This is a genomic window from Arthrobacter sp. NPDC080031 (genome assembly GCF_040702485.1).
GTDB lineage: Bacteria > Actinomycetota > Actinomycetes > Actinomycetales > Micrococcaceae > Arthrobacter.
Map to the genome: position 1 here is coordinate 224,103 of NZ_JBFBLA010000003.1, position 17,846 is coordinate 241,948.

General features: G+C 63.6%; 17 protein-coding genes and 1 pseudogene. 13 read left to right on the forward strand and 5 right to left on the reverse strand.

The window, feature by feature from the left end; genetic code table 11:
• Window positions 1-101 precede the first annotated feature (101 nt).
• The 4 genes from AB0323_RS04070 to AB0323_RS04085 all read right to left on the reverse strand — a co-directional run bounded on the left by AB0323_RS04070 (window position 102) and on the right by AB0323_RS04085 (window position 3,768).
• The gene (locus AB0323_RS04070) at window positions 102-833 is read right to left on the reverse strand and encodes a maleylpyruvate isomerase family mycothiol-dependent enzyme (RefSeq protein ID WP_366176217.1); all 732 of its coding nucleotides are present in this window, start codon (window positions 831-833) and stop codon (window positions 102-104) included.
• On the reverse strand, window positions 833-1,660 hold the full coding sequence (locus AB0323_RS04075; RefSeq protein WP_366176218.1) for a fumarylacetoacetate hydrolase family protein: 828 nt from the start codon (window positions 1,658-1,660) through the stop codon (window positions 833-835). The genes AB0323_RS04070 and AB0323_RS04075 overlap by 1 nt, the downstream gene beginning before the upstream one ends.
• Window positions 1,657-2,742, reverse strand: coding sequence for a cupin domain-containing protein (locus AB0323_RS04080; RefSeq protein ID WP_366176256.1), 1,086 nt, complete (start codon window positions 2,740-2,742; stop codon window positions 1,657-1,659). The genes AB0323_RS04075 and AB0323_RS04080 overlap by 4 nt, the downstream gene beginning before the upstream one ends.
• Before the next feature lie 225 nt (window positions 2,743-2,967).
• Window positions 2,968-3,768 (reverse strand): IclR family transcriptional regulator, encoded by an 801-nt coding sequence (locus tag AB0323_RS04085; RefSeq protein WP_366176219.1) that lies wholly within the window; start codon window positions 3,766-3,768, stop codon window positions 2,968-2,970.
• A 47-nt stretch (window positions 3,769-3,815) separates the two neighbouring features.
• On the opposite strand from AB0323_RS04085, the gene AB0323_RS04090 reads away from it, so the two are divergent.
• The 13 genes and pseudogenes from AB0323_RS04090 (at window position 3,816) to AB0323_RS04150 (ending at window position 15,345) form a co-directional block, all read left to right on the forward strand.
• Complete coding sequence (locus tag AB0323_RS04090) at window positions 3,816-5,159, forward strand: aromatic acid/H+ symport family MFS transporter (RefSeq protein ID WP_366176220.1); 1,344 nt, start codon at window positions 3,816-3,818, stop codon at window positions 5,157-5,159.
• Window positions 5,152-6,417: an FAD-dependent oxidoreductase gene (locus AB0323_RS04095; protein ID WP_366176221.1), complete on the forward strand. Its 1,266-nt coding sequence runs from the start codon at window positions 5,152-5,154 to the stop codon at window positions 6,415-6,417. Before AB0323_RS04090 ends, AB0323_RS04095 begins: the two co-directional genes overlap by 8 nt.
• 109 nt (window positions 6,418-6,526) lie before the next feature.
• Window positions 6,527-7,963, forward strand: coding sequence for an SPFH domain-containing protein (locus tag AB0323_RS04100; RefSeq protein ID WP_366176222.1), 1,437 nt, complete (start codon window positions 6,527-6,529; stop codon window positions 7,961-7,963).
• 8 nt (window positions 7,964-7,971) lie between these two features.
• Window positions 7,972-8,214, forward strand: a complete 243-nt coding sequence (locus AB0323_RS04105) for a hypothetical protein (RefSeq protein ID WP_366176223.1) — start codon at window positions 7,972-7,974, stop codon at window positions 8,212-8,214.
• A 138-nt stretch (window positions 8,215-8,352) separates the two neighbouring features.
• Window positions 8,353-9,603 carry a glycosyltransferase family 1 protein gene (locus AB0323_RS04110; protein WP_366176224.1) on the forward strand — a complete coding sequence of 417 codons (1,251 nt, stop codon included), beginning with the start codon at window positions 8,353-8,355 and terminating at the stop codon, window positions 9,601-9,603.
• Complete coding sequence (locus AB0323_RS04115; protein ID WP_366176225.1) at window positions 9,600-11,039, forward strand: UDP-glucose/GDP-mannose dehydrogenase family protein; 1,440 nt, start codon at window positions 9,600-9,602, stop codon at window positions 11,037-11,039. Before AB0323_RS04110 ends, AB0323_RS04115 begins: the two co-directional genes overlap by 4 nt.
• A gap of 280 nt (window positions 11,040-11,319) precedes the next feature.
• Complete coding sequence (locus AB0323_RS04120; protein ID WP_364538441.1) at window positions 11,320-11,586, forward strand: uberolysin/carnocyclin family circular bacteriocin; 267 nt, start codon at window positions 11,320-11,322, stop codon at window positions 11,584-11,586.
• A gap of 4 nt (window positions 11,587-11,590) precedes the next feature.
• Window positions 11,591-12,151, forward strand: coding sequence for a hypothetical protein (locus AB0323_RS04125; protein ID WP_366176226.1), 561 nt, complete (start codon window positions 11,591-11,593; stop codon window positions 12,149-12,151).
• A gap of 10 nt (window positions 12,152-12,161) precedes the next feature.
• Window positions 12,162-12,770: a hypothetical protein gene (locus AB0323_RS04130; protein WP_366176227.1), complete on the forward strand. Its 609-nt coding sequence runs from the start codon at window positions 12,162-12,164 to the stop codon at window positions 12,768-12,770.
• A 36-nt stretch (window positions 12,771-12,806) separates the two neighbouring features.
• Window positions 12,807-13,214 (forward strand): hypothetical protein, encoded by a 408-nt coding sequence (locus AB0323_RS04135; RefSeq protein ID WP_366176228.1) that lies wholly within the window; start codon window positions 12,807-12,809, stop codon window positions 13,212-13,214.
• Window positions 13,215-13,220: 6 nt separating this feature from the next.
• A complete protein-coding gene (locus tag AB0323_RS04140) occupies window positions 13,221-14,750 on the forward strand; it encodes a hypothetical protein (protein WP_366176229.1) in 1,530 nt (509 codons plus the stop codon).
• A pseudogene (locus AB0323_RS04145) lies at window positions 14,702-15,049 on the forward strand (ATP-binding cassette domain-containing protein); the annotation flags it as partial. The gene AB0323_RS04140 and the pseudogene AB0323_RS04145, both read left to right, overlap by 49 nt.
• A 56-nt stretch (window positions 15,050-15,105) precedes the next feature.
• Window positions 15,106-15,345, forward strand: a complete 240-nt coding sequence (locus AB0323_RS04150; RefSeq protein ID WP_366176258.1) for a hypothetical protein — start codon at window positions 15,106-15,108, stop codon at window positions 15,343-15,345.
• A 19-nt stretch (window positions 15,346-15,364) separates the two neighbouring features.
• Here the strand turns inward: AB0323_RS04150 and AB0323_RS04155 are convergent, their stop codons facing one another.
• A complete protein-coding gene (locus tag AB0323_RS04155) occupies window positions 15,365-17,710 on the reverse strand; it encodes a LuxR C-terminal-related transcriptional regulator (protein WP_366176230.1) in 2,346 nt (781 codons plus the stop codon).
• Window positions 17,711-17,846: the final 136 nt, after the last annotated feature.

A 17,846-nucleotide genomic window follows, 5' to 3' on the forward strand; every position in this document is an offset into this window, starting at 1 on the left:
TAGGATCTACAGCTAAATCTGAATAGTCATACAAGCGGTTGGTGCAGTTCCTGCGGTGAAGAAGCCGGGAGCTGTGCCAACCTTCTTTGTGCCCGACGCCGTCAGATCCACTTGGGTGCCGCCGGCACCTGCCCAGCGCCCCCAGCCACCCCGTCGGTCCCGCGCCCGGTGGCCCACTGCACGACGCCGGCGAGGGGCCCGGCGACCACGACGGCTGCGTCCGGGTCCCCGAAGACCAGGTCCGTGCCGGTGACTCTGACCAACAACCCGGCATCGGTGCCTCGCGCGGACCACGCGGACGTGATGTCGCGGAGCAGCCGTTCCAGTACCGACGCCGGGATGTCACCGAATGATGCTCCGTTGTCCAGGTCCACGGCGTGGACCCAGACTTCGCGGGTGCGCATCCAGACCGTTTCCGACGCCGGGACTTCCCTGCCCTGGATGGTCCGGACCGTGTGGTGCCAGGCGTCCTCGGGCAGGTCGCGCCATTCCACACTCAAGTGCACGGCGGAGTGGTCAAAGAGGTTCCGCAACGCGATGGGAGAAAGGGTCGCGCCGAAGTTGATCTCCTCATCCCGCACCGCGACTGAGGGGTACATGGGGGTCTCCACCCCGGTCGAGGCCCATTCCACCAGCCGCGCGATGGCCCGGGCGTTGTAGCCGATGTGTGCTACAACGTGGCGGCGGCTCCAGCCGGGAAGCAGCGAACCGCCGTCGAGCCCGGCATCGGTGAGTTCATTGAGCTTGCGGGCGAAAAACGCGGTCCCGCGCCGGGCCTGCAGCAGTTGTTCCTGCAGGCCCGGATCGGTGGTGAGGTCGTGGCGGGCGACCATCAGGCTTCCTTGACCACGCGGTTGTTCAGCTGGCCCAGGCCGTCGATGGTGGTGACCAGAAGCTGGCCTTCCTGGAGGTAGCGCTTGGGGTCCTGGGCGTGGCCCACCCCGCCGGGGGTGCCGGTCGCGATGACGTCTCCCGGGTTCAGCGTGATGATGGTCGAGATGTAGGACACCAGGAATTCGGGCGTGAACACGAGGTCCCCGGTGGGGGTCTGCTGTTGGATCTCACCGTCAACGGCCGAGGTCATCAAGGGCCCGGCTGTGAACTCGTCTTTGGTGACCAACGCGGGCCCGAAGGGCGTGGACTTCTCCCAGGTCTTGCCCTGCAGCCACTGGATGGTGCGGAACTGGTAGTCGCGCATGCTGATGTCGTTCAACACCGAGTACCCGGCGATGTGATCGGCCGCGTCGGCTTCACTGATCCGCCGGCCTTTCTTGCCGATCACGACGGCGAGCTCGGCCTCCCAGTCAACTGTGTCCGATTCCTGCGGCAACGCGAGGTCGTCGTTGGGCCCGATCAGGGATTCCTGGTACTTCGCGAACAAGGTGGGGTATTCCGGGATTTCCCGGCCCATCTCCTTGATGTGGTTGCGGTAGTTGTGACCGACGCAGATGATCTTGCCCGGTGAGGGCACGACGGCGGCGAGGTCGGCGCCGTCGTACGCGTGCGTTGCGCCGTGGGCCGCCTCCGCTATGGCCGCCCAGGCGGGGTCCTGCAGGAGGGCGCCCACGTCGGAGAAGCCGTCGATCTCGGTCAGGATGTTGCCGTCCTGGCGGACCGCCGTCGTCGTTCCGGCGGAAGTGCGGAGGGTGAGGAGTCTCATTTGTTGCGTCCTTCGATGTACGTGCGGTTGAAGTTCAGTCGTTCGAAAATGGGGGCGTCGCTGAAGCGGAAGAGATCGAACTCGCTCTCGGCTTCGAGGGACCACAGAGCCCAGGACGGGACCACGAACAGGTCACCCTTCGCCAGGACCTTGGACTCCCCGTTCAGCACCACGGTGCCAGTGCCTTCGAAGACCTGCCACACGCTCGAGCCGACCTCGCGCAGCGGCTCGGTGGAAGCCCCGGCCCGCAGCCTGTGGAACTCGGCGCGGATGGTGGGCATGACGTCCCCGCCGGTGGTCGGGTTGGTATAGCGCACGGCGGCGTGGCCCTGGGACACGGTGGCGGGGTGGCCTTCGTCCTCGAGAAGCAACTGTTCGCGAAGGGCCGCGTCCGTGTGCTCCCAGCGGTAAGCCGCGATGGGCGAGTTGGTCGTGTTCTCCAGCCCGGACAGCGGGCGAAGGCCCGGGTGAGCCCACAGGCGTTCGGAACGGGAGACGTCCGGGGTGGCCTCGTCCGTGACCCGCTCGGTGCCGAATTCGAAGAACCCGGCGTCGGCGTAATGCACGAACGGAATGTCTAACCCGTCGATCCAGGCCATCGGCTGATCGGTGTCGTTGTGGTGGCCGTGGAAGTTCCAGCCCGGAGTCAGCAGGAAATCCCCGCGACGCATCGCCACAGGATCCCCGTTCACCACGGTCCACACCCCTTCGCCCTCGACGACGAAACGGAACGCGTTCTGTGAGTGGCGGTGCTCCGGGGCCGTCTCGTGCGCACCCAGATACTGGATCGCGGCCCACAACGTCGGCGTCGCATACGGTGTGCCGGCCAAGCCTGGGTTGGCCAACGCGATGGCCCGGCGTTCCCCACCACGCCCGACCGGCACGAGGTCCCCGGCTCGGGCGGCCAGCGGGTAAAGATCGTTCCAGCGCCACACATGCGGCACGGCCTTCGGGGACGGCACCATCGGCATCAGGTCCGCGATCTCCGTCCAGAGCGGGACCAGGTTCCCGGCTTCGAAGTCGCGGTACAACTGATCCAGCTGGGCAGCTTCCTCGGGAGTCGGTTCCGGAACCGCGTGCACTGTGCCGGCGGCAACTGACTCATGGGTTGTGCTATCGGCGCTGATCGACACAGGGGACCTCCTTGAGGGGTACGGGACAGTTTTTGGCGTACTCCAAGACCCTAGGGAAGCCCCCGAATGATCTCCATCATATTCTGCTAGCCAGAATCAACTGGCCCAACTGACTGGCAGTAGATGTCGTTATGGGCCCGCAAAACGACATCAACTGCGAGTCAGTTGGGTGCGCTACGGCTCGGACTCGGCCGGATTGGCGGCGATGTCGATCTCCAATTGGCGCTGGGTTTCGCGCAGGATGCCCACGAGTCCGCTGTCGAAGAGCCTGCGGAACCTTGCCACGGGAGTCGCGACGCTCAACGCACCCACGGCAACACCCCGCCCGTTATGGAGGGCCACCCCTAAAGCGCTGATTCCTTCCTCGGTGCCCTCGAAATTCGCGGCGAATCCGTTGCTCCGGATCGTTTCAAGCTCGCGGAGGAAGGCCGGATATTCGCCGTCGGGAATGTTGTCCCCGCCAATCTCGGCATTGTGGCTGCGGAACAACTGCTCAATCATGGCGGGCTCGAGCTCGGCCAGCAGCGCCTTGCCGCCCGAGGCCTTGTTCGCGGGCAGCACGGTTCCCTGCCGGTCGCCTACCCGCAGGGCGTTGGTCCCTTCCACCGTGGCAAGGAACCTCACCTTGGTACCCACGCGCACCATGAGGTTGACGGTCTCGTTGATCCGGCCGCTCAGGAGTTCCATGTGCGGCTGGGCCACCGTGCGCAGCAAACGGGTCCAACTGAGTCCTGCCGGCCCAACCCCCATGGCCGGCCCGGGCACGTAGCGACGGGTCTCGTCCTGGACCGCGAACCCCCGGTAGACGAGCATGGCCAACAGCCGGTGGGCAGTGGACGGGGCAACGCCCAACTCCGCGGCGGCGTCCTTGAGCCGCAGGCTGCCGCCGTCGCGCAAGAGCTGGAGGAGTTGCAGGGCGTTGTCCACGGCCTCGATGGAGTAGGCCGGTTTCTTGCGGGCTGGAAGATTCTGCACAACAGAATTCTATTGGTGTCGGGGAGCGTGGCCCACACAGTGGTGGGATGAATCACACACCATCCGCTGCAGCGCCGGAGCGGACCCGCCGGCCCCACTCTCCCGAAGCCTCCGCCCGGTTCTCCAAGCGTTCCGCCACCGCCGTGCTGGTCTGCTGGTTGCTGGTTGTTTTCGACGGCTATGACCTCATCGTCTACGGCACGGTGCAATCGTCCCTCATCACAGAGACAGGCTGGGGGCTCACCAAAGCCACGGCCGGCACGGTCGGTTCGATGGCGTTCCTGGGCATGATGATCGGAGCCATCTTCGCCGGCAGGATGTCGGACAGTTGGGGCCGCCGACGGACCATCATCGCCTGCGCCGCCCTGTTTTCGCTCTTCACCATCCTGTGTGCGTTCTCCCCGAACGCCTTCGTCTTCGGGGGCTTGCGTTTGCTGGCCGGCATCGGCCTGGGCGGCCTTGTCCCTTCGGCCAATGCCTTGGTCGGGGAGCTGGTCCCCGCCAAATGGCGGTCCACCATCGCCACGTTGATGATGTCCGGAGTGCCGATCGGCGGCTCGGTTGCCGCTTTGGCAGGCATTCCGCTGATTCCCGCATTCGGCTGGCCGGTCATGTTCCTGGTGGCGGCGGTGGCCCTGCTCGTGGTGGTTCCGCTGGGCCTGCGCTTCCTCCCGGAGACGCTCCCGGAAAGCCTCCCCGAGACGCTCACGGAGCTGCCAACTGCAGAAAAGGCGAAACAAACTGTGGGCTTCAAGTCCTTGCTCAGGGCCCCGTACCTCGGCATGAGCCTCCTGTTCGCGATCTCCACCCTCGTGACGCTCTTTGCCTGGTACGGCCTGGGCACGTGGCTACCGAACCTGATGCAACTGGCCGGCTACAACCTCGGATCAGCCCTGACGTTCGCGCTGGCACTCAACCTCGGTGCCGTCGTCGGCTCGGTGGCCACCGCTTGGGCGGGAACCCGCTTCGGTCCGATCCCGACGGCGATCGCGGCAGCCGCCGTCGCCGCCGTCGCGCTGGCCGTACTCGTGGCGGGTCCACCGGTGGGCCTTGTCTACGTCATGTTGGTGCTGGCCGGGGTCGGGACGCACGGAACCCAGTGCCTCATCATCGCGGCGGTGGCCAGCCATTACCCGGCGCACTTGCGGGGCACAGCGCTTGGCTGGGCGCTCGGCGTCGGCCGCATCGGCGCGGTCGCAGCTCCCCAGGTTGGCGGGCTGCTGCTGGCGGCCGGGCTGGGCGTCAACTCGAACTTCCTGGCATTTGCCGGGGCTGCCGCCGTCGCGGCCATCCTGCTCGGCATCATCGGCTCGAAAATCAAAACCACGAAAATCAAAACCGCGAAAAACCAATCCAAAAGCACCACCTCTCTAGGAGCGAGCAATGTCTGACCGCAAACCGTCCACTGAAGTCCTCGTCGTCGGCGGAGGGATGGCTGGCCTCGCCGGCGCCCTGGCCCTCCGCTCAAACGGCGCAGAGGTGACGTTGGTTGAGCGGGCTCCCGAATTCGGCGAGGTCGGCGCGGGACTGCAGATGGCACCCAACGCCTCCCGCGTCCTGAAGCGTTGGGGCCTCCTTGGGAAGGCGCTCGAAATCGGCGTCAGGCCCAAGCATCTAGTGTTTCGCGACGCCCTGACCGGTGAGGAACTCACACGTCAGACCCTCGGAGGCGAGTTCGAGGAGCGCTATGGCGCCCCGTACGTAGTCATCCACCGCAGCGACCTGCACCGGATCCTGTTGGAGGCCTGCCAGGACGCCGGCGTCCGCCTCGTGAACGACGTCGTCGTCGACAAAGTCGAGACCGTGAACGGCCGCGGCACGGCGCACACCTCGAGTGGCGACATTTACGAGGCCGACGTCGTGATCGGCGCCGACGGCCTCAAGTCCACGCTCCGCGCCGCCGTCGCGCAAGACGGGCCGGTGTCCTCGTCGTACGTCGCCTATCGCGGAACGGTGCCCATCACGGCTGAGACCCCCGCAGCCGATCTCGAAGACGTCGTTGTCTACCTCGGGCCGGACTGCCACCTCGTGCAATACCCGCTGCGCAAAGGCGAACTGCTCAACACCGTGGCAGTTTTCAAGTCGCCCTCATTCGAGCGCGGGGAGGAGCAGTACGGTGGCGTCGACGAACTCGAGGCCGCTTACAAAGACTGCATTCCGGCAGTCCAGCTCGCGTTGCGGAACCTTGCGACCGGCATCCGCTGGCCCATGTACGATCGCGATCCCATCGAGAACTGGATCGACGGCCGCTTGGTTTTGATGGGCGATGCTGCGCACCCCATGCTTCAGTACTTGGCCCAGGGGGCCTGCCAGGCGCTTGAAGACGCCGCGGTCCTCCAGGACTCCACCGTCGGTTCCGTGTTCACCGACGACGGCGTGGACACCGATGCTTGGGACCGCGCCATCAGCGATTTCAACTCAGCCCGCGCAACGCGCACGGCCCGCGTCCAGCGCACCGCGCGCGTCTGGGGCGAGTCCTGGCACGTGTCCGGCGTCGCGCGCATCTTGCGGAACCTGCTGTTCAAGAGCCGCAAGGACGGCGACTTCCAGTACAACGACTGGCTGTACGGCCAAGGGGGCGACGGCGTCCCCGCGGTTCCAGCGGACGGCACGGCGAGGACCGAAACTCTGGTGGGAACGCACGCCTAGCAGCATCCGTTGTGTCAATTGTAAGTAAACAAATTGCTGGACTCCTGGAGCAGACCACCGCAGACTGACTACACGAGCCGCTTGGGTGCTTGCCGTTGAAAGGACAGTTATGTTCGACCTCGTTGCTTATCTCCCCCTTCTTGTCACCGTATTGGGGGTAGTTGTCGCCGTTGCCGTCATTAGGCTTCTCATCAAATTGATGTGGAAGGTGGCTGAACCAAACGAGGCACTGATCATTTCCGGCCTGACCCGCGGAAGTGCCGATACCAGGGACGGAATGGATTTCAAAATCGTCACCGGCAAGGGTGCCTTGGTGGTTCCCGGGCTCCAGACCGTGAGGACTTTATCCCTGACGTTGAATGAAACAGAGCTTCAGGTCAACTGCGTGACCTCGCAAGGTATCCAGGTGATTGTGGAGGGCGTGGTCATTTACAAAATCGGTGACGCCGCGCCTTTCATTGCGAACGCCGCGAGGAGGTTTCTTGGCCAGCAGCCCAAAATGGAAAGCCAGGTCTACAACGTCTTCGAAGGGCATTTGCGCTCGATCATTGGCAGCATGACCATGGAAGAGATCATCCGGGAGCGGGACAAACTCGCTTCCCTGGTCCGCAGCGCGAGCGGCATAGAAATGGAAAAGCTTGGCTTGGTGGTTGATTCCCTCCAAATCAAGGACCTCCAGGACCCCACGGGCTACATCCAAAACCTGGCCAAACCGCATATTGCCCTGGTCAAAATGGAGGCCCGCATCGCCGAGGCCACCAGAAACCGCGAGGCCGCGGAGAAGGAAGCCGAGGCAGCCGCCCAGATCGCGGACGCCCAGAGCCTTTCGGCGATCAAGCAATCAGCGGCCCAAGCCAATGCCGAGACCGCCAGGGCCAACGCCGCACAGGCAGGTCCGTTGGCCGATGCCACGGCACGCCAGCAAGTTGTGGTCCAGGAAACCGAGGTGGCCAAGCTGGAGGCGGACCGCGAGGAGCAAAAGCTCCAGACGTCCATCCGAAAGCCGGCGGATGCGAAGGCATACGCCCAGCGGACCGAGGCGGAAGCCCAAAAGGCGGCTGACATCAGCGCGTCCGAGGCGCGGGCGCGGCGAACCGAGCTCGAGGCCCAGGCGAACGCCCGCAAGGTGGAGGTCGAAGCGCAGGCCAACGCCACGGCGGCGGCGGCCATTGCGGGAGCTACGAAGATCACCGGCGAAGCCGAAGCCGCTGCCACCCGGGCCCGCGGCGACGCTGCGGCCTCCGCCATCAAGGCCAAGTCCTTGGCGGAAGCGGATGGCATCAAAGCCCGTGCCGAGGCGCTCGGAACCAACCAAGAGGCCGTTATCTCCCAGCAGCTTGCGGAGAACATGCCCGCGATCGTGGCAGCCGCGGCTGAACCCTTTGCCCACGTGGGGCAAATGACGGTCCTCAACGGCGGCGAGGGCCTCAACAGCATGGTGGGCGGGATCCTGTCCCAGGTGGGCAACTACCTGCCGTCGATCACAGCTGCGCTCAAGAACGGCAAGGAACCGGCCAAGCGGCCCACCAAAGCCCCTGACGCATAGGGAAACCGGTGCACAAAGAGGTTGATAGGAGCCTGACGGGCAAAATCGGCAGGGTCACGGGTCGCATCGGGCCGGGCACGGTGGGGGAAGTGATGCTGCCGTTCCACGGCGGCACGAGCGCTTTCCACGCGCATCCATTCGACAAGAGCAGTGTTTTCAACGTGGGTGACGAGGTGCTGGTCATCTATTACGAGCCGCCGGGGACAGTATTCGTCGACGAATTGCCGGACGTTCTGAGGCCGGCCAAATAGGGCGGACCGGCAAAAGCTGAGGGCGGCTGCTTAGCCGCTCTCAGCCCGGTAGTCACTGACCAAATTGTTAACCAAACCTTCCCCCTACCGTCACGCCCATTCCCCCGCCTCGCCAACCTCCGCGCACACCGTGGAGGGGTGAGGATCGCTATCGTTGCCGAATCATTCCTGCCGCTCATGAACGGGGTAACCCACTCCATCCTGCGGGTACTGGAGCATCTGCAAGAGCGCGGCGACGAAGTGATGGTGATAGCGCCGTCGACGTCGGACACTGCCGTCTCGGACGTCGTGAACGGCGCTTTTGTCCACCGTCTCCCCTCCGTACCCTTGGCCGGATACACAAATGTGCGGGTGGCGTTGGGCGGTGTGAGCCGGGTCAAGAGAATCCTTGCCGACTACGCACCGGACGTCGTCCACCTCGCGTCCCCGTTCGTCCTCGGATGGCGGGCCGTGCAGGCCGCGCACCAGCTCGGCATCCCCACGGTTGCCATCTACCAAACCGAGGTCCCCAGCTACGCCGCCCGGTACGGCGTCCCCATCCTGGAGAACTGGGCATGGAACCGGGTCGACAACATCCATCTTCGTGCAGACCGGACATTGGTCCCGTCCACGTTCGCGCTCAACCAGTTGCGCGGCCGCGGGATCTTAAGGGTGGGCATGTGGCGGCGCGGTGTGGATACCGCGCGGTTCTCCCCCACCAAGCGCTCGACGGCGTGGCGCGGCTCCGTGGCGCCCCGCGGCGAGCGCATCATCGGCTATGTCGGCCGCCTCGCGGTGGAGAAGCAGGTGGAGGACCTTGCCGTCCTGGCGGACCTGCCGGGAACCAGGCTCGTCATTGTGGGCGACGGTCCGCAACGCGCTGCCCTCGAAGCAGCCCTGCCGAACGCCTTCTTCACCGGGTTCCTGGGCGGCGACGAACTGGCCCAAGTCGTGGCGGGCCTTGACCTCTTCGTTCATCCTGGCGAGTTCGAGACGTTTTGCCAGACCATCCAGGAGGCCATGGCCTCGGGCGTTCCCGTCGTGGCCACAGGCCGCGGCGGTCCCCTCGATCTCGTCGAAAACTCGCGCACCGGCTGGCTCTACGAACCGGGAGACCTCGAGCAGTTGCGCGGCTACGTGCAGGACCTGGTGGGCGACGACGCCAAGCGCCGCGCATTCGGAACGGCAGCACTCGCTTCGGTCCAAGGACGGACCTGGCCGGTGCTGAGTGCCCAACTCGTCCAGCATTACGAGGCCGTGATCGCCGGCGAAGCACTCGTGGAGCCGGCCGCTGCACCCAGCCACCCGCTTCAGCCGGCCGCTGCCCCCAGCCACCCGCAGGCGACCGAGCTTCAGCCGGCCGAGCCCGCCATCATTTCCGTGACTTCCAGCAAAGGACTTCCAGCATGAAAATCTCCGTTGTCGGCTGCGGCTATCTTGGCGCGGTACATGCCGCCACGCTCGCGTCGATGGGCCACACCGTGGTGGGCATCGACGTCGACGCCCAGAAGGTGGCCCACCTGAACAAGGGCTTCGCTCCCTTCCACGAACCGGGCCTCGATGAACTTCTCCGGGACGGCTTCGCCACGAAGCGGCTCACGTTCTCCACCGATTTCGCCGATGCCGCCGACGCCCGGACGCACTTCCTCTGCGTGGGCACCCCGCAGTCCAAGACTTCGGATACCGCGGACCTCTCCTACGTAATCGCAGCCACGAAGAGCCTCCTCCCGTATCTGGCGAGGGGCGCCGCCGTCGTCGGCAAATCCACCGTTCCTGTGGGAACAGTGGACATGCTCCGCGGCATCCTTGCCCGCAGGCCGGATGTCCTGCTCGGTTGGAACCCCGAATTCCTGCGCCAGGGCACGGCCGTGAAGGATTCATTGGTACCGGATCGTTTGGTGTACGGCGTGCCGGGCGGCAAGGACTCTGCCGACGGCGCCTGCGTAACGGCCGCCCTCGACGCCGTCTACGAACCGCTGATTTCCGCCGGGATCCCGCGGCTGGTCTGCAACTTCGCGACCGCCGAGCTCATCAAGTCCGCCTCCAATGCGTACCTCGCCACGAAACTCAGCTTCATCAACGCGATGGCCGAGCTTTGCGACGCCTCAGGGGCTGACGTTACCGAGCTCAGTGAGGCGATGGGCCTGGATCCACGCATCGGCAACCGCTACCTGCACGCAGGACTGGGTTTCGGCGGCGGCTGTTTGCCGAAGGACATCCGCTCGTTCCGCGCACAGGCACAAGCGCTGTCCGTGCCTTCCGTTGATGAGTGGATGGGGGTGGTCGATTCGATCAATCTGGGCCAGCGCGCCCGCGCCGTGGACGTCGCCAGTGAAATGTGCAAGGGCTTCCTCTCCGGCCGCACTGTCACCGTGCTGGGCGCGGCCTTCAAGCCGGACACCGACGACATCCGTGACTCCCCCGCCCTTGACGTCGCACTCCAACTGGCCGCAGCCGGCGCCCACGTGACCGTGACCGATCCCAAGGCCATCAACAATGCCTGGATGCGCTACCCCCAGCTCCGCTTCGAAGCGTCCACGACGCGCGCTCTCGAAGGCGCGGAGCTCGTGCTGCTGCTCACCGAATGGGACGAATACCGCGCCCTGTCACCGGCCGCCGTCGGTTCGCTCGTACGACGCCGGATGGTGCTGGACGCGCGGAACGTCCTGGACGCCGGAGCATGGCGGGCGCAAGGCTGGACGGTTCGGGGACTCGGAACCGGTTCCTACGGTGAGCCTTCGGAGCCGATCTCTGAAGTCAAGCCTCCAATTGTTCCTGTCGAACCGCTCAACACGAGGCCGTTCATTGTCGGGTCCCCGGCCAAGGCACCGTCGACGAGACGGTAGCTGTGGCTTGCCGCGGCCGTGATGGGCGGCCGCGGGAGGCCCTCCGTGTTTTCCCCCGAAATACACGGAGACGGGCCCGCACGCACACGGAGATCCGGCTTGTTTACACTGAGAAACGGCCCTGGGCACACTGATTTTTCGCTTTTCTACACTTAGACGCCAATTTCACCGAGAGAATCTGAATCGTGGATGGTCTTCCGCTGAGGAGGGTCGCCGCTTTCAAGGCCAGCGATACCGTTGGCCGTTCTACTCGAGAAATGGGGTTGAAGTGGAATCAACAATGAGGAAAAGGACCGGGCTTCAAGCGGCGGCCGCAGCGGCGCTGGGTGTGGTCGGCATCTTCAGCGCGAGCTTGGCTGTTTCGTGGATCGCCGGGTCCCTTGGCATCTCTGCCGCGGCGGCGTCCCAGATCATGCACGCCATCGAGGTCGGAGGCTGGGCTCTCGTCGTCATCGGCACGATCTTCGGGGCTGGAATCACTGGTGCCTTGATCGCAACGGCTCGAAGCGTCCTCTTCCGCATCGGCCGGGCGCAAGCAGTCGCCTGAATCGATGCTTGCTAAGACAGCACGCGTGCTTGGGGGCATCCCTGGATGGTTGCTCCCAAGCACGGGCCTGGCCATGGCAGTCATTGCCGTCTTCGGCTACTCTGCAGTGGACTTGTCCTGGATTCGGGACGCCAGGGATATGGGTGGGAGTCCCCTCTACAGCAAAGACTTCCTCCAGATCCTTGGGCGGAACGTCGGCGCAGCCTTGGTGCTCTATTCCGGGGTCGCGACCCTTGGGCTGACTACGCTTCTCGGAGCCGGAATCCTGGCGCTGTATGTCGGAGCGACGGTATCCCTCGGGGTGCATTCCGTCGGCGGCGCCGGCCTGGTTGCCGACGTGATTTGGTATGTGCCGTTCGAGTTCTTCGGCCTGGTGCTGGCGGCAACCGCCGGATTGCAGCCCGCCGCGGGTCTGGCCCGCAGGCTGCTGATGAAGAGCGAGCCGGCAACTGTGCGGTCGTTCATCGACGACATGGCCCGTTCCCTCGGCACTTTGGCCATTGCCATCGCCCTGATAGTCCTCGGGGCCGCCATCGAGGCCATCGTGATCCAGCTAAGGAGCTGAGGAGGAATTCATGACCAGCACGGAGGACGGCCGGGAGTCCGAAACCGTCATCAGCGTCGCGAAGGTCGGAAAGTTGCGGCCCGAGCCAACGGCAGCCAGGGAATGGGTCTCCACGTCCCGTTCTCTGTGGATCGCGGGCTACATTCTGTTGATGGCTTTGGTAGCCCTGCGGCTTCCCCTGACCAGAAGGTATCTCAACGCGAACGTTCCGGCGGACGTACGGTCGGAAATCGGGGACGATCGCCTGCTGAATCTCTCCATGACGGTCGGCACTGTTTTGTTCTTCCTTGTCTACGCGGTAATCATCGCCCTGTACTTTTCGCTCGCGGCGTTCCTGGACAAACGCGTGATCCCGGGAAAATCGGTACTTGCCGGTCGCCTCAATATCGGGGCCTTCTTTGTGATCGCCATTCTCGCCACGATTCCGGTGAATCTATTCAGCGTGGTTTTCGGCGTCATCCAACCGCGGGAGATCCCCGGATATTGGGCCTATTTCCCCTCGATGGCGGTTCTTGCCCTGGCGATCTTCTTCCCACATTGGCGCGGGTTTTCCACAGGCAGGAAGATCCTCGTTGTGCTTTCAGCCATGGCTCTGTCAACAATAGTCGCTATCGGCTGACCTTCCCCGACCACCACCCACGGACAGAAACTCCCAATGACTACTCAGCTTTACAGCCTTCTTCTACGAATCGTTGGCCTCATGGTCGCTGCATTCTCGTGCATTTCCGTCGGCCTCATTTGGACTTCTCCTGCCCCGGATGGCCTCAACAATATTGATCCGTTGGCCCTGAAGAACACGACGGTCACCATGCTTCTTGTCTTCGCCGTGGCGGCACCCCTGCTTGCGGCTTTCAGCCCGGCCGGGAAATGGCTACCGCTCAAGGCGGCCGTTTTCGCCGTCGCCGGTTTTGCCAACGCGGCGGCCCTCAGTCCGGTAATAGTTGTCCCGTTCCAGGGAACGACGTCGGCAATCGCCGTCGTCTGCGCGCTCGGGCTTGCGGTCCTCACCCTTGTGGCCTTCATGGACTCAGTCCAGAAGAAGAGTCCCCGGAGCAAGTTCTAGGCGCTGATGAGGACCAGAGTCTCTGCCGCCGACGTCGAACGCCAGGTTTCGAACGCCAGGGTCACTGCCGCGTCGGTCCGGCGGTCCGATTACCGGATCCTGCGGGACTTCCGGGCGTTCGAAATCGTCAATGCGATGCGTTTGCCACTCACCCTGGATGCCTTCAGGTCCCTCGCGCTCTTAGGCTCAATAGCGCTGGTCCTGCTCGGAACAATGGTGTTCGCGTCCACGATGTCTGTTCTTCGTGACGGCCCGCTCCGCCATGACACGGCCGCTGTGCTCAATTGGGGATTCCTCGCGATCCTCTACTGCGCTGTCGCGACAGTGCTCACCGAGGTAGTTTCAAGCCGGCGGCTGGCAGTCTCCGGCACTCCGCATTTGGAGCTCTTCCGGGCGATGGAACTTCCCCTCCCGCAGGTTGTCGTGAGATACGGCCTCGTCCCGGCGCTCCGCCGCATTGGCATCCTTTGGTATTCGGCCGCGGTATTCCTCATAGTCTTCTTCGAAGAATCCTCGAGCTACCTCAACGTCGTGGCTGCATCGGTTTCCGTCCTGACTCTCGCCTCCTGTGCGTGCGCCTACTGCGTTCTCCACTTCGCTTCAACTCCTGCACGACGGATAGGCCTCCGTTGGCTGTATTGTCTCTTGGCCCTCATCCTCGGATTGTTGCTCGGGGCTGCCACCGGCTTCCTCGTGCCCAGGCTCTCCCGGCTCGACGGCCTCGCAGACGACCCCTCACGTTTCCTTCCGGGGTTGTGCTTTCTAGGGGCCGTCATTTCCGGGGTGTTGCTCCTCCTCAGCATCCGGGCGTGGCGCCGCCTCAGCTACCGCAAGCTTTCCCTCGGCATCGGACGGGGCGGCAGCCAACGCCCGGTGCGAAACTTCGGGGTATTCGTTGTCACCGATCTGTTGAGCAGCAAACAGGGCTCCGTGATCACTACCATCGTGCTCGCCTGGATCGCCGTCGTCGGCATCCTCCTGGGAGCCCGGGACATCCTTCCCCTGCACTCGGCTCTCGGCGGCGGGGAGCTGCATAAGGGCTTGATTGGTATTGCCGTGCTCCTGAGCCTGGGGGTCACGGAACCGATGCTTTATCGGATCGGGCCCACTGCGAAGCTGTACCACTACCGCTTTGCGTGGGAGAACGGCGTCCCGGCCACCGCGATCGTTGTCCGGCTCGTCGGAATCTACGTTATGGCGGGGGCGACCATCGGTGGATTTGTCTTCCTAGGGGCACTTCTCGCCTTCGACCTTCCGGCTCCCGGTGCTGTTTTCGCGGGTCTGATCGTCGCAGCGTCCGGAGTGGTCGCGGAATCGCTCTCCCGTCCGCCAACCACCACTGACGGCACCAAATCCAATGATGTGATGGACGGCCTCTTCACGCTCCTCCTGATTTCTCCTTGCTCGCTCATCCTTGTTGTCGGCCCTGCATTCAGCACCGTGCTGTTGTTGGGCTATTCCATCCTTTTGACCCTGGGAGCCGCCGTATGCCTGCACCAACGTCTTTTGAGGCTTCGATCGAAATTGATTCTGTAACCGCCGGCTACCGGGAAGGCTCACCCGTCCTGGACGGACTCAGTCTCAGCATGGACGAGCCGGGGCTCTACCGGGTGGCCGGCAGCAACGGCAGCGGTAAATCGACTCTCCTGGAGCTCATCAGCGGCTTCCTCCAACCTTGGGCCGGGAGCGTTCGTCTGTGCGGCATCGACGCTGGCTCTCCCGACGCGCGCCACGTACGGAGCGTCTGCCGAACGACGCCGGCGCTCTACCCCTCCATGACCGTTCACGATCATCTGGCTCTTGCGGCCCGCTGCCGTCAGGTTGGCCCGGAGGCCGGGCTCACCCGACTGGCCAGATACGGATTGGAGGACTGGGGGAGCAGCCCGTCTCCATGCTGTCGACAGGCAATATCCGCAAACTCTGGCTGCTCATGTGCACTGTCGCCGATACCCCTGTGGTCGCCATCGATGAACCTTTCAACGGTATGGACGTTCGAGGCATCGAGGCCTTGATCGACGAGCTCGGCGAGTGGGCACAGCACAAAGTAGTCGTCCTCATCTCCCACACAGTTCCGGAGCAGCTGACCGTTACGCATTCCTTCGTCTTCAAGCAGGAAAGTGGAACGTTCTAGATCGAAGCCCGCATGCCGCTCACTCGGAAAGCCGCTTCTCGCGGAACGGAGACGAATCCCGGACAAGGTCAAAGAGTGCGGTGCGGGACGGGCTTCCCGTTTTGCGCAACGCGTTGGAGATGTGGCTTTCCACGGTCCTGATACTGATTCCCAGGTGCTCGGCGATCTCGGGGTTGGATCGATGACCGGCGAGGGATGCTATCTCGATTTCCCGGACTGTCAGGGGCGAATAGCTTCCCGAACTAAACGCGATGGGCTCATCCGCCGAGGGAAACCGTGTCGCGAACATGGAGTACGCCCGGTCCATCGCGGCCGCACCGATGGTGTTGTCCACGAATGCATACCGCTTGAATGCACCGCGGAGAAGCATCCGTACCTGATAGAAATCGGCGTCCGGCTCGTAATGCTCGAGCAGCATGCCCAGCATTTGGTGGTCGTCCTCCACAACCGCACCAGCAATTGCCAAAAGCTGATCATGCGACGAGGTGGAGCCGTGCTCTTTCAAGGTCTGCCGAAGCAGATCGAGAACGTTGCGGCCAGGGAGCAGGCACGTGAAGAACAATGCGGAATAGATCGCCTCCAGAACATAGCCGCGTTCGAGCTGCCGTTGAATGAGTTTCGCGGCCTTCCCGTCGAATACCGCGGGGATGAGGGGCCGCGCGGCGACGAGTTCGTACACTCCCCTAGCGGTCCCGGGGAGCGGTCCAATGTCTTCAGCTTCGCGCCGCGCCTGAGTTGCAAGGGTAGCTGCGGGCAAGATCGCGGACGTCGCCGTCCTCAGTCCAGCGAGCCTGAGCATGGCGTCGTGGAGGGAAGCCACCAGGAAGCCGGGCCGCCCCATGGCAAAGATGCTGCCCATGAGGTACTCGGCGTCGTCGAAATAGCCGCGGTAGATCAGGGCTTGGGCAGCCACATAGGTATTGGAAACCATCCCGAATTGGTCAAGGTTACGGCGGGCTTCTGCGCGCTGGTCAAGCGCAAAGACAATTGCCTCCTCACTCCGCCCCGAGCTGAACAATGCCATTCCGCGGATGAACGGTTCGATTCCGGGAATGCCCCTCAATCCGGCTGAAGTGTCGATGGCTTTGAGCGCGGCAGAAGGGTTGAATCGGTAGAGTTCCAGAATGCCTCGGATGCTGGATATGACACCGCTTTCCGGGTGACGATCGCGTAGCTGCGCGAAGATTTCGTCGAGGTTCTCGGGCATTCGATCGTAAGACGCCATGAGGAAAAGTTCCGCGGCTTCGGCTTCTGCGGCCCATTCGGGACGTTCCTTCCCGAAGCTCCTGAGGATGCCGGCTGCAGAATCCAGTCCTTTGCCTTTATGGATCGCCCAAAGTGCTTTGGTAAAGGCCAGGAACAGGAGATCGCACGGTTCTCCCTCCGCGGTCAAAGTCTGCGCAAGCACGCGCTCAATTCTCGAGGCGTCAATAGGCGACCCCCAATAAACGCTCAGAAGCGCCACGGCATTCGGCACTGATCTGTCGGCATCCCACAGATCGTAGCGCTGACGCTCCAGAACGGAGATCTGCTCCTGAAAATGGCGTGCAGTAGCTGCGTCGTCGGAGCTCCGTTCGAGGCGCAGCGCGGCCAGAACCCGCATCAGCGAATCAGCCGAGTTGACGTCAACGTGGGGGTCCTGCGGCAAAGCACTGAGGGCTCGCGTGATTCGACTCTTCAGGACCTGCCTGCTTGTGAGCACCCTTTGGCCACGGAAATAGTCGGCCAGGAGCGGCGGGGTAATCACAGCGCAGACAGTGTTGTGGAGATCCTCTATGACGGAAATCAGGCCGCGCTGTTCGAGCCTGTCGAGAACGTCGGAATGGACTACCTGTTGCAGCACATCGAGGGGCGTGGTCCCGGCGATGGCCATGGCCTGAAGGCCTGTGAGTTCGTCGGGTTCAAGTCCTTCCAGGAGGGATTCCACCGTGCCATGGAGGTGGTCATTCCACAAAGTGTCGCCTGTCATGTGCCACTGACCATGGCGAAGGACAATCAAGCCACTGAGGGATGCAGTTTCAGCGATGCGAACCACAAGCCGGGGGTTCCCTGCAGATTTCGTCAGGATCCGGGCGGTGGTGTCTGTGTCCGCAGGAGCTCCCAGAGTCTCGGTGAGGAGCACGTTCACCTGCTCGTAGCGAAGCGGATTCAGGTGAACCCTGGCTTCCGAACCCGGGCTGAGCATCGCACGTTGTGCCATCGAGTAGATGGAAGACTCGCTCATGGTGACGATCATGGGCCGTTTTGTCCGACGCCGGACGGCGTCGAGAACCGCTACCGTCTCGGTGTCGACGAACTCAAGGTCGTCGACTACAAGGACGCGCTCCCCTGGCGTGGAGAGCCGGCTTGCCAAGGTGTCCGCCACACCTAGAACTCCCAGTTGGCCTATTCGAATATCCAGGCTCAGGCTATGTATTCCGCCAAATGGTATTCCGCGATGTGAGCGGAGTCCCGAAATGGAGTAGACCGTCGCTCCGGTATTTTCGAGGTCGGCAATAGCC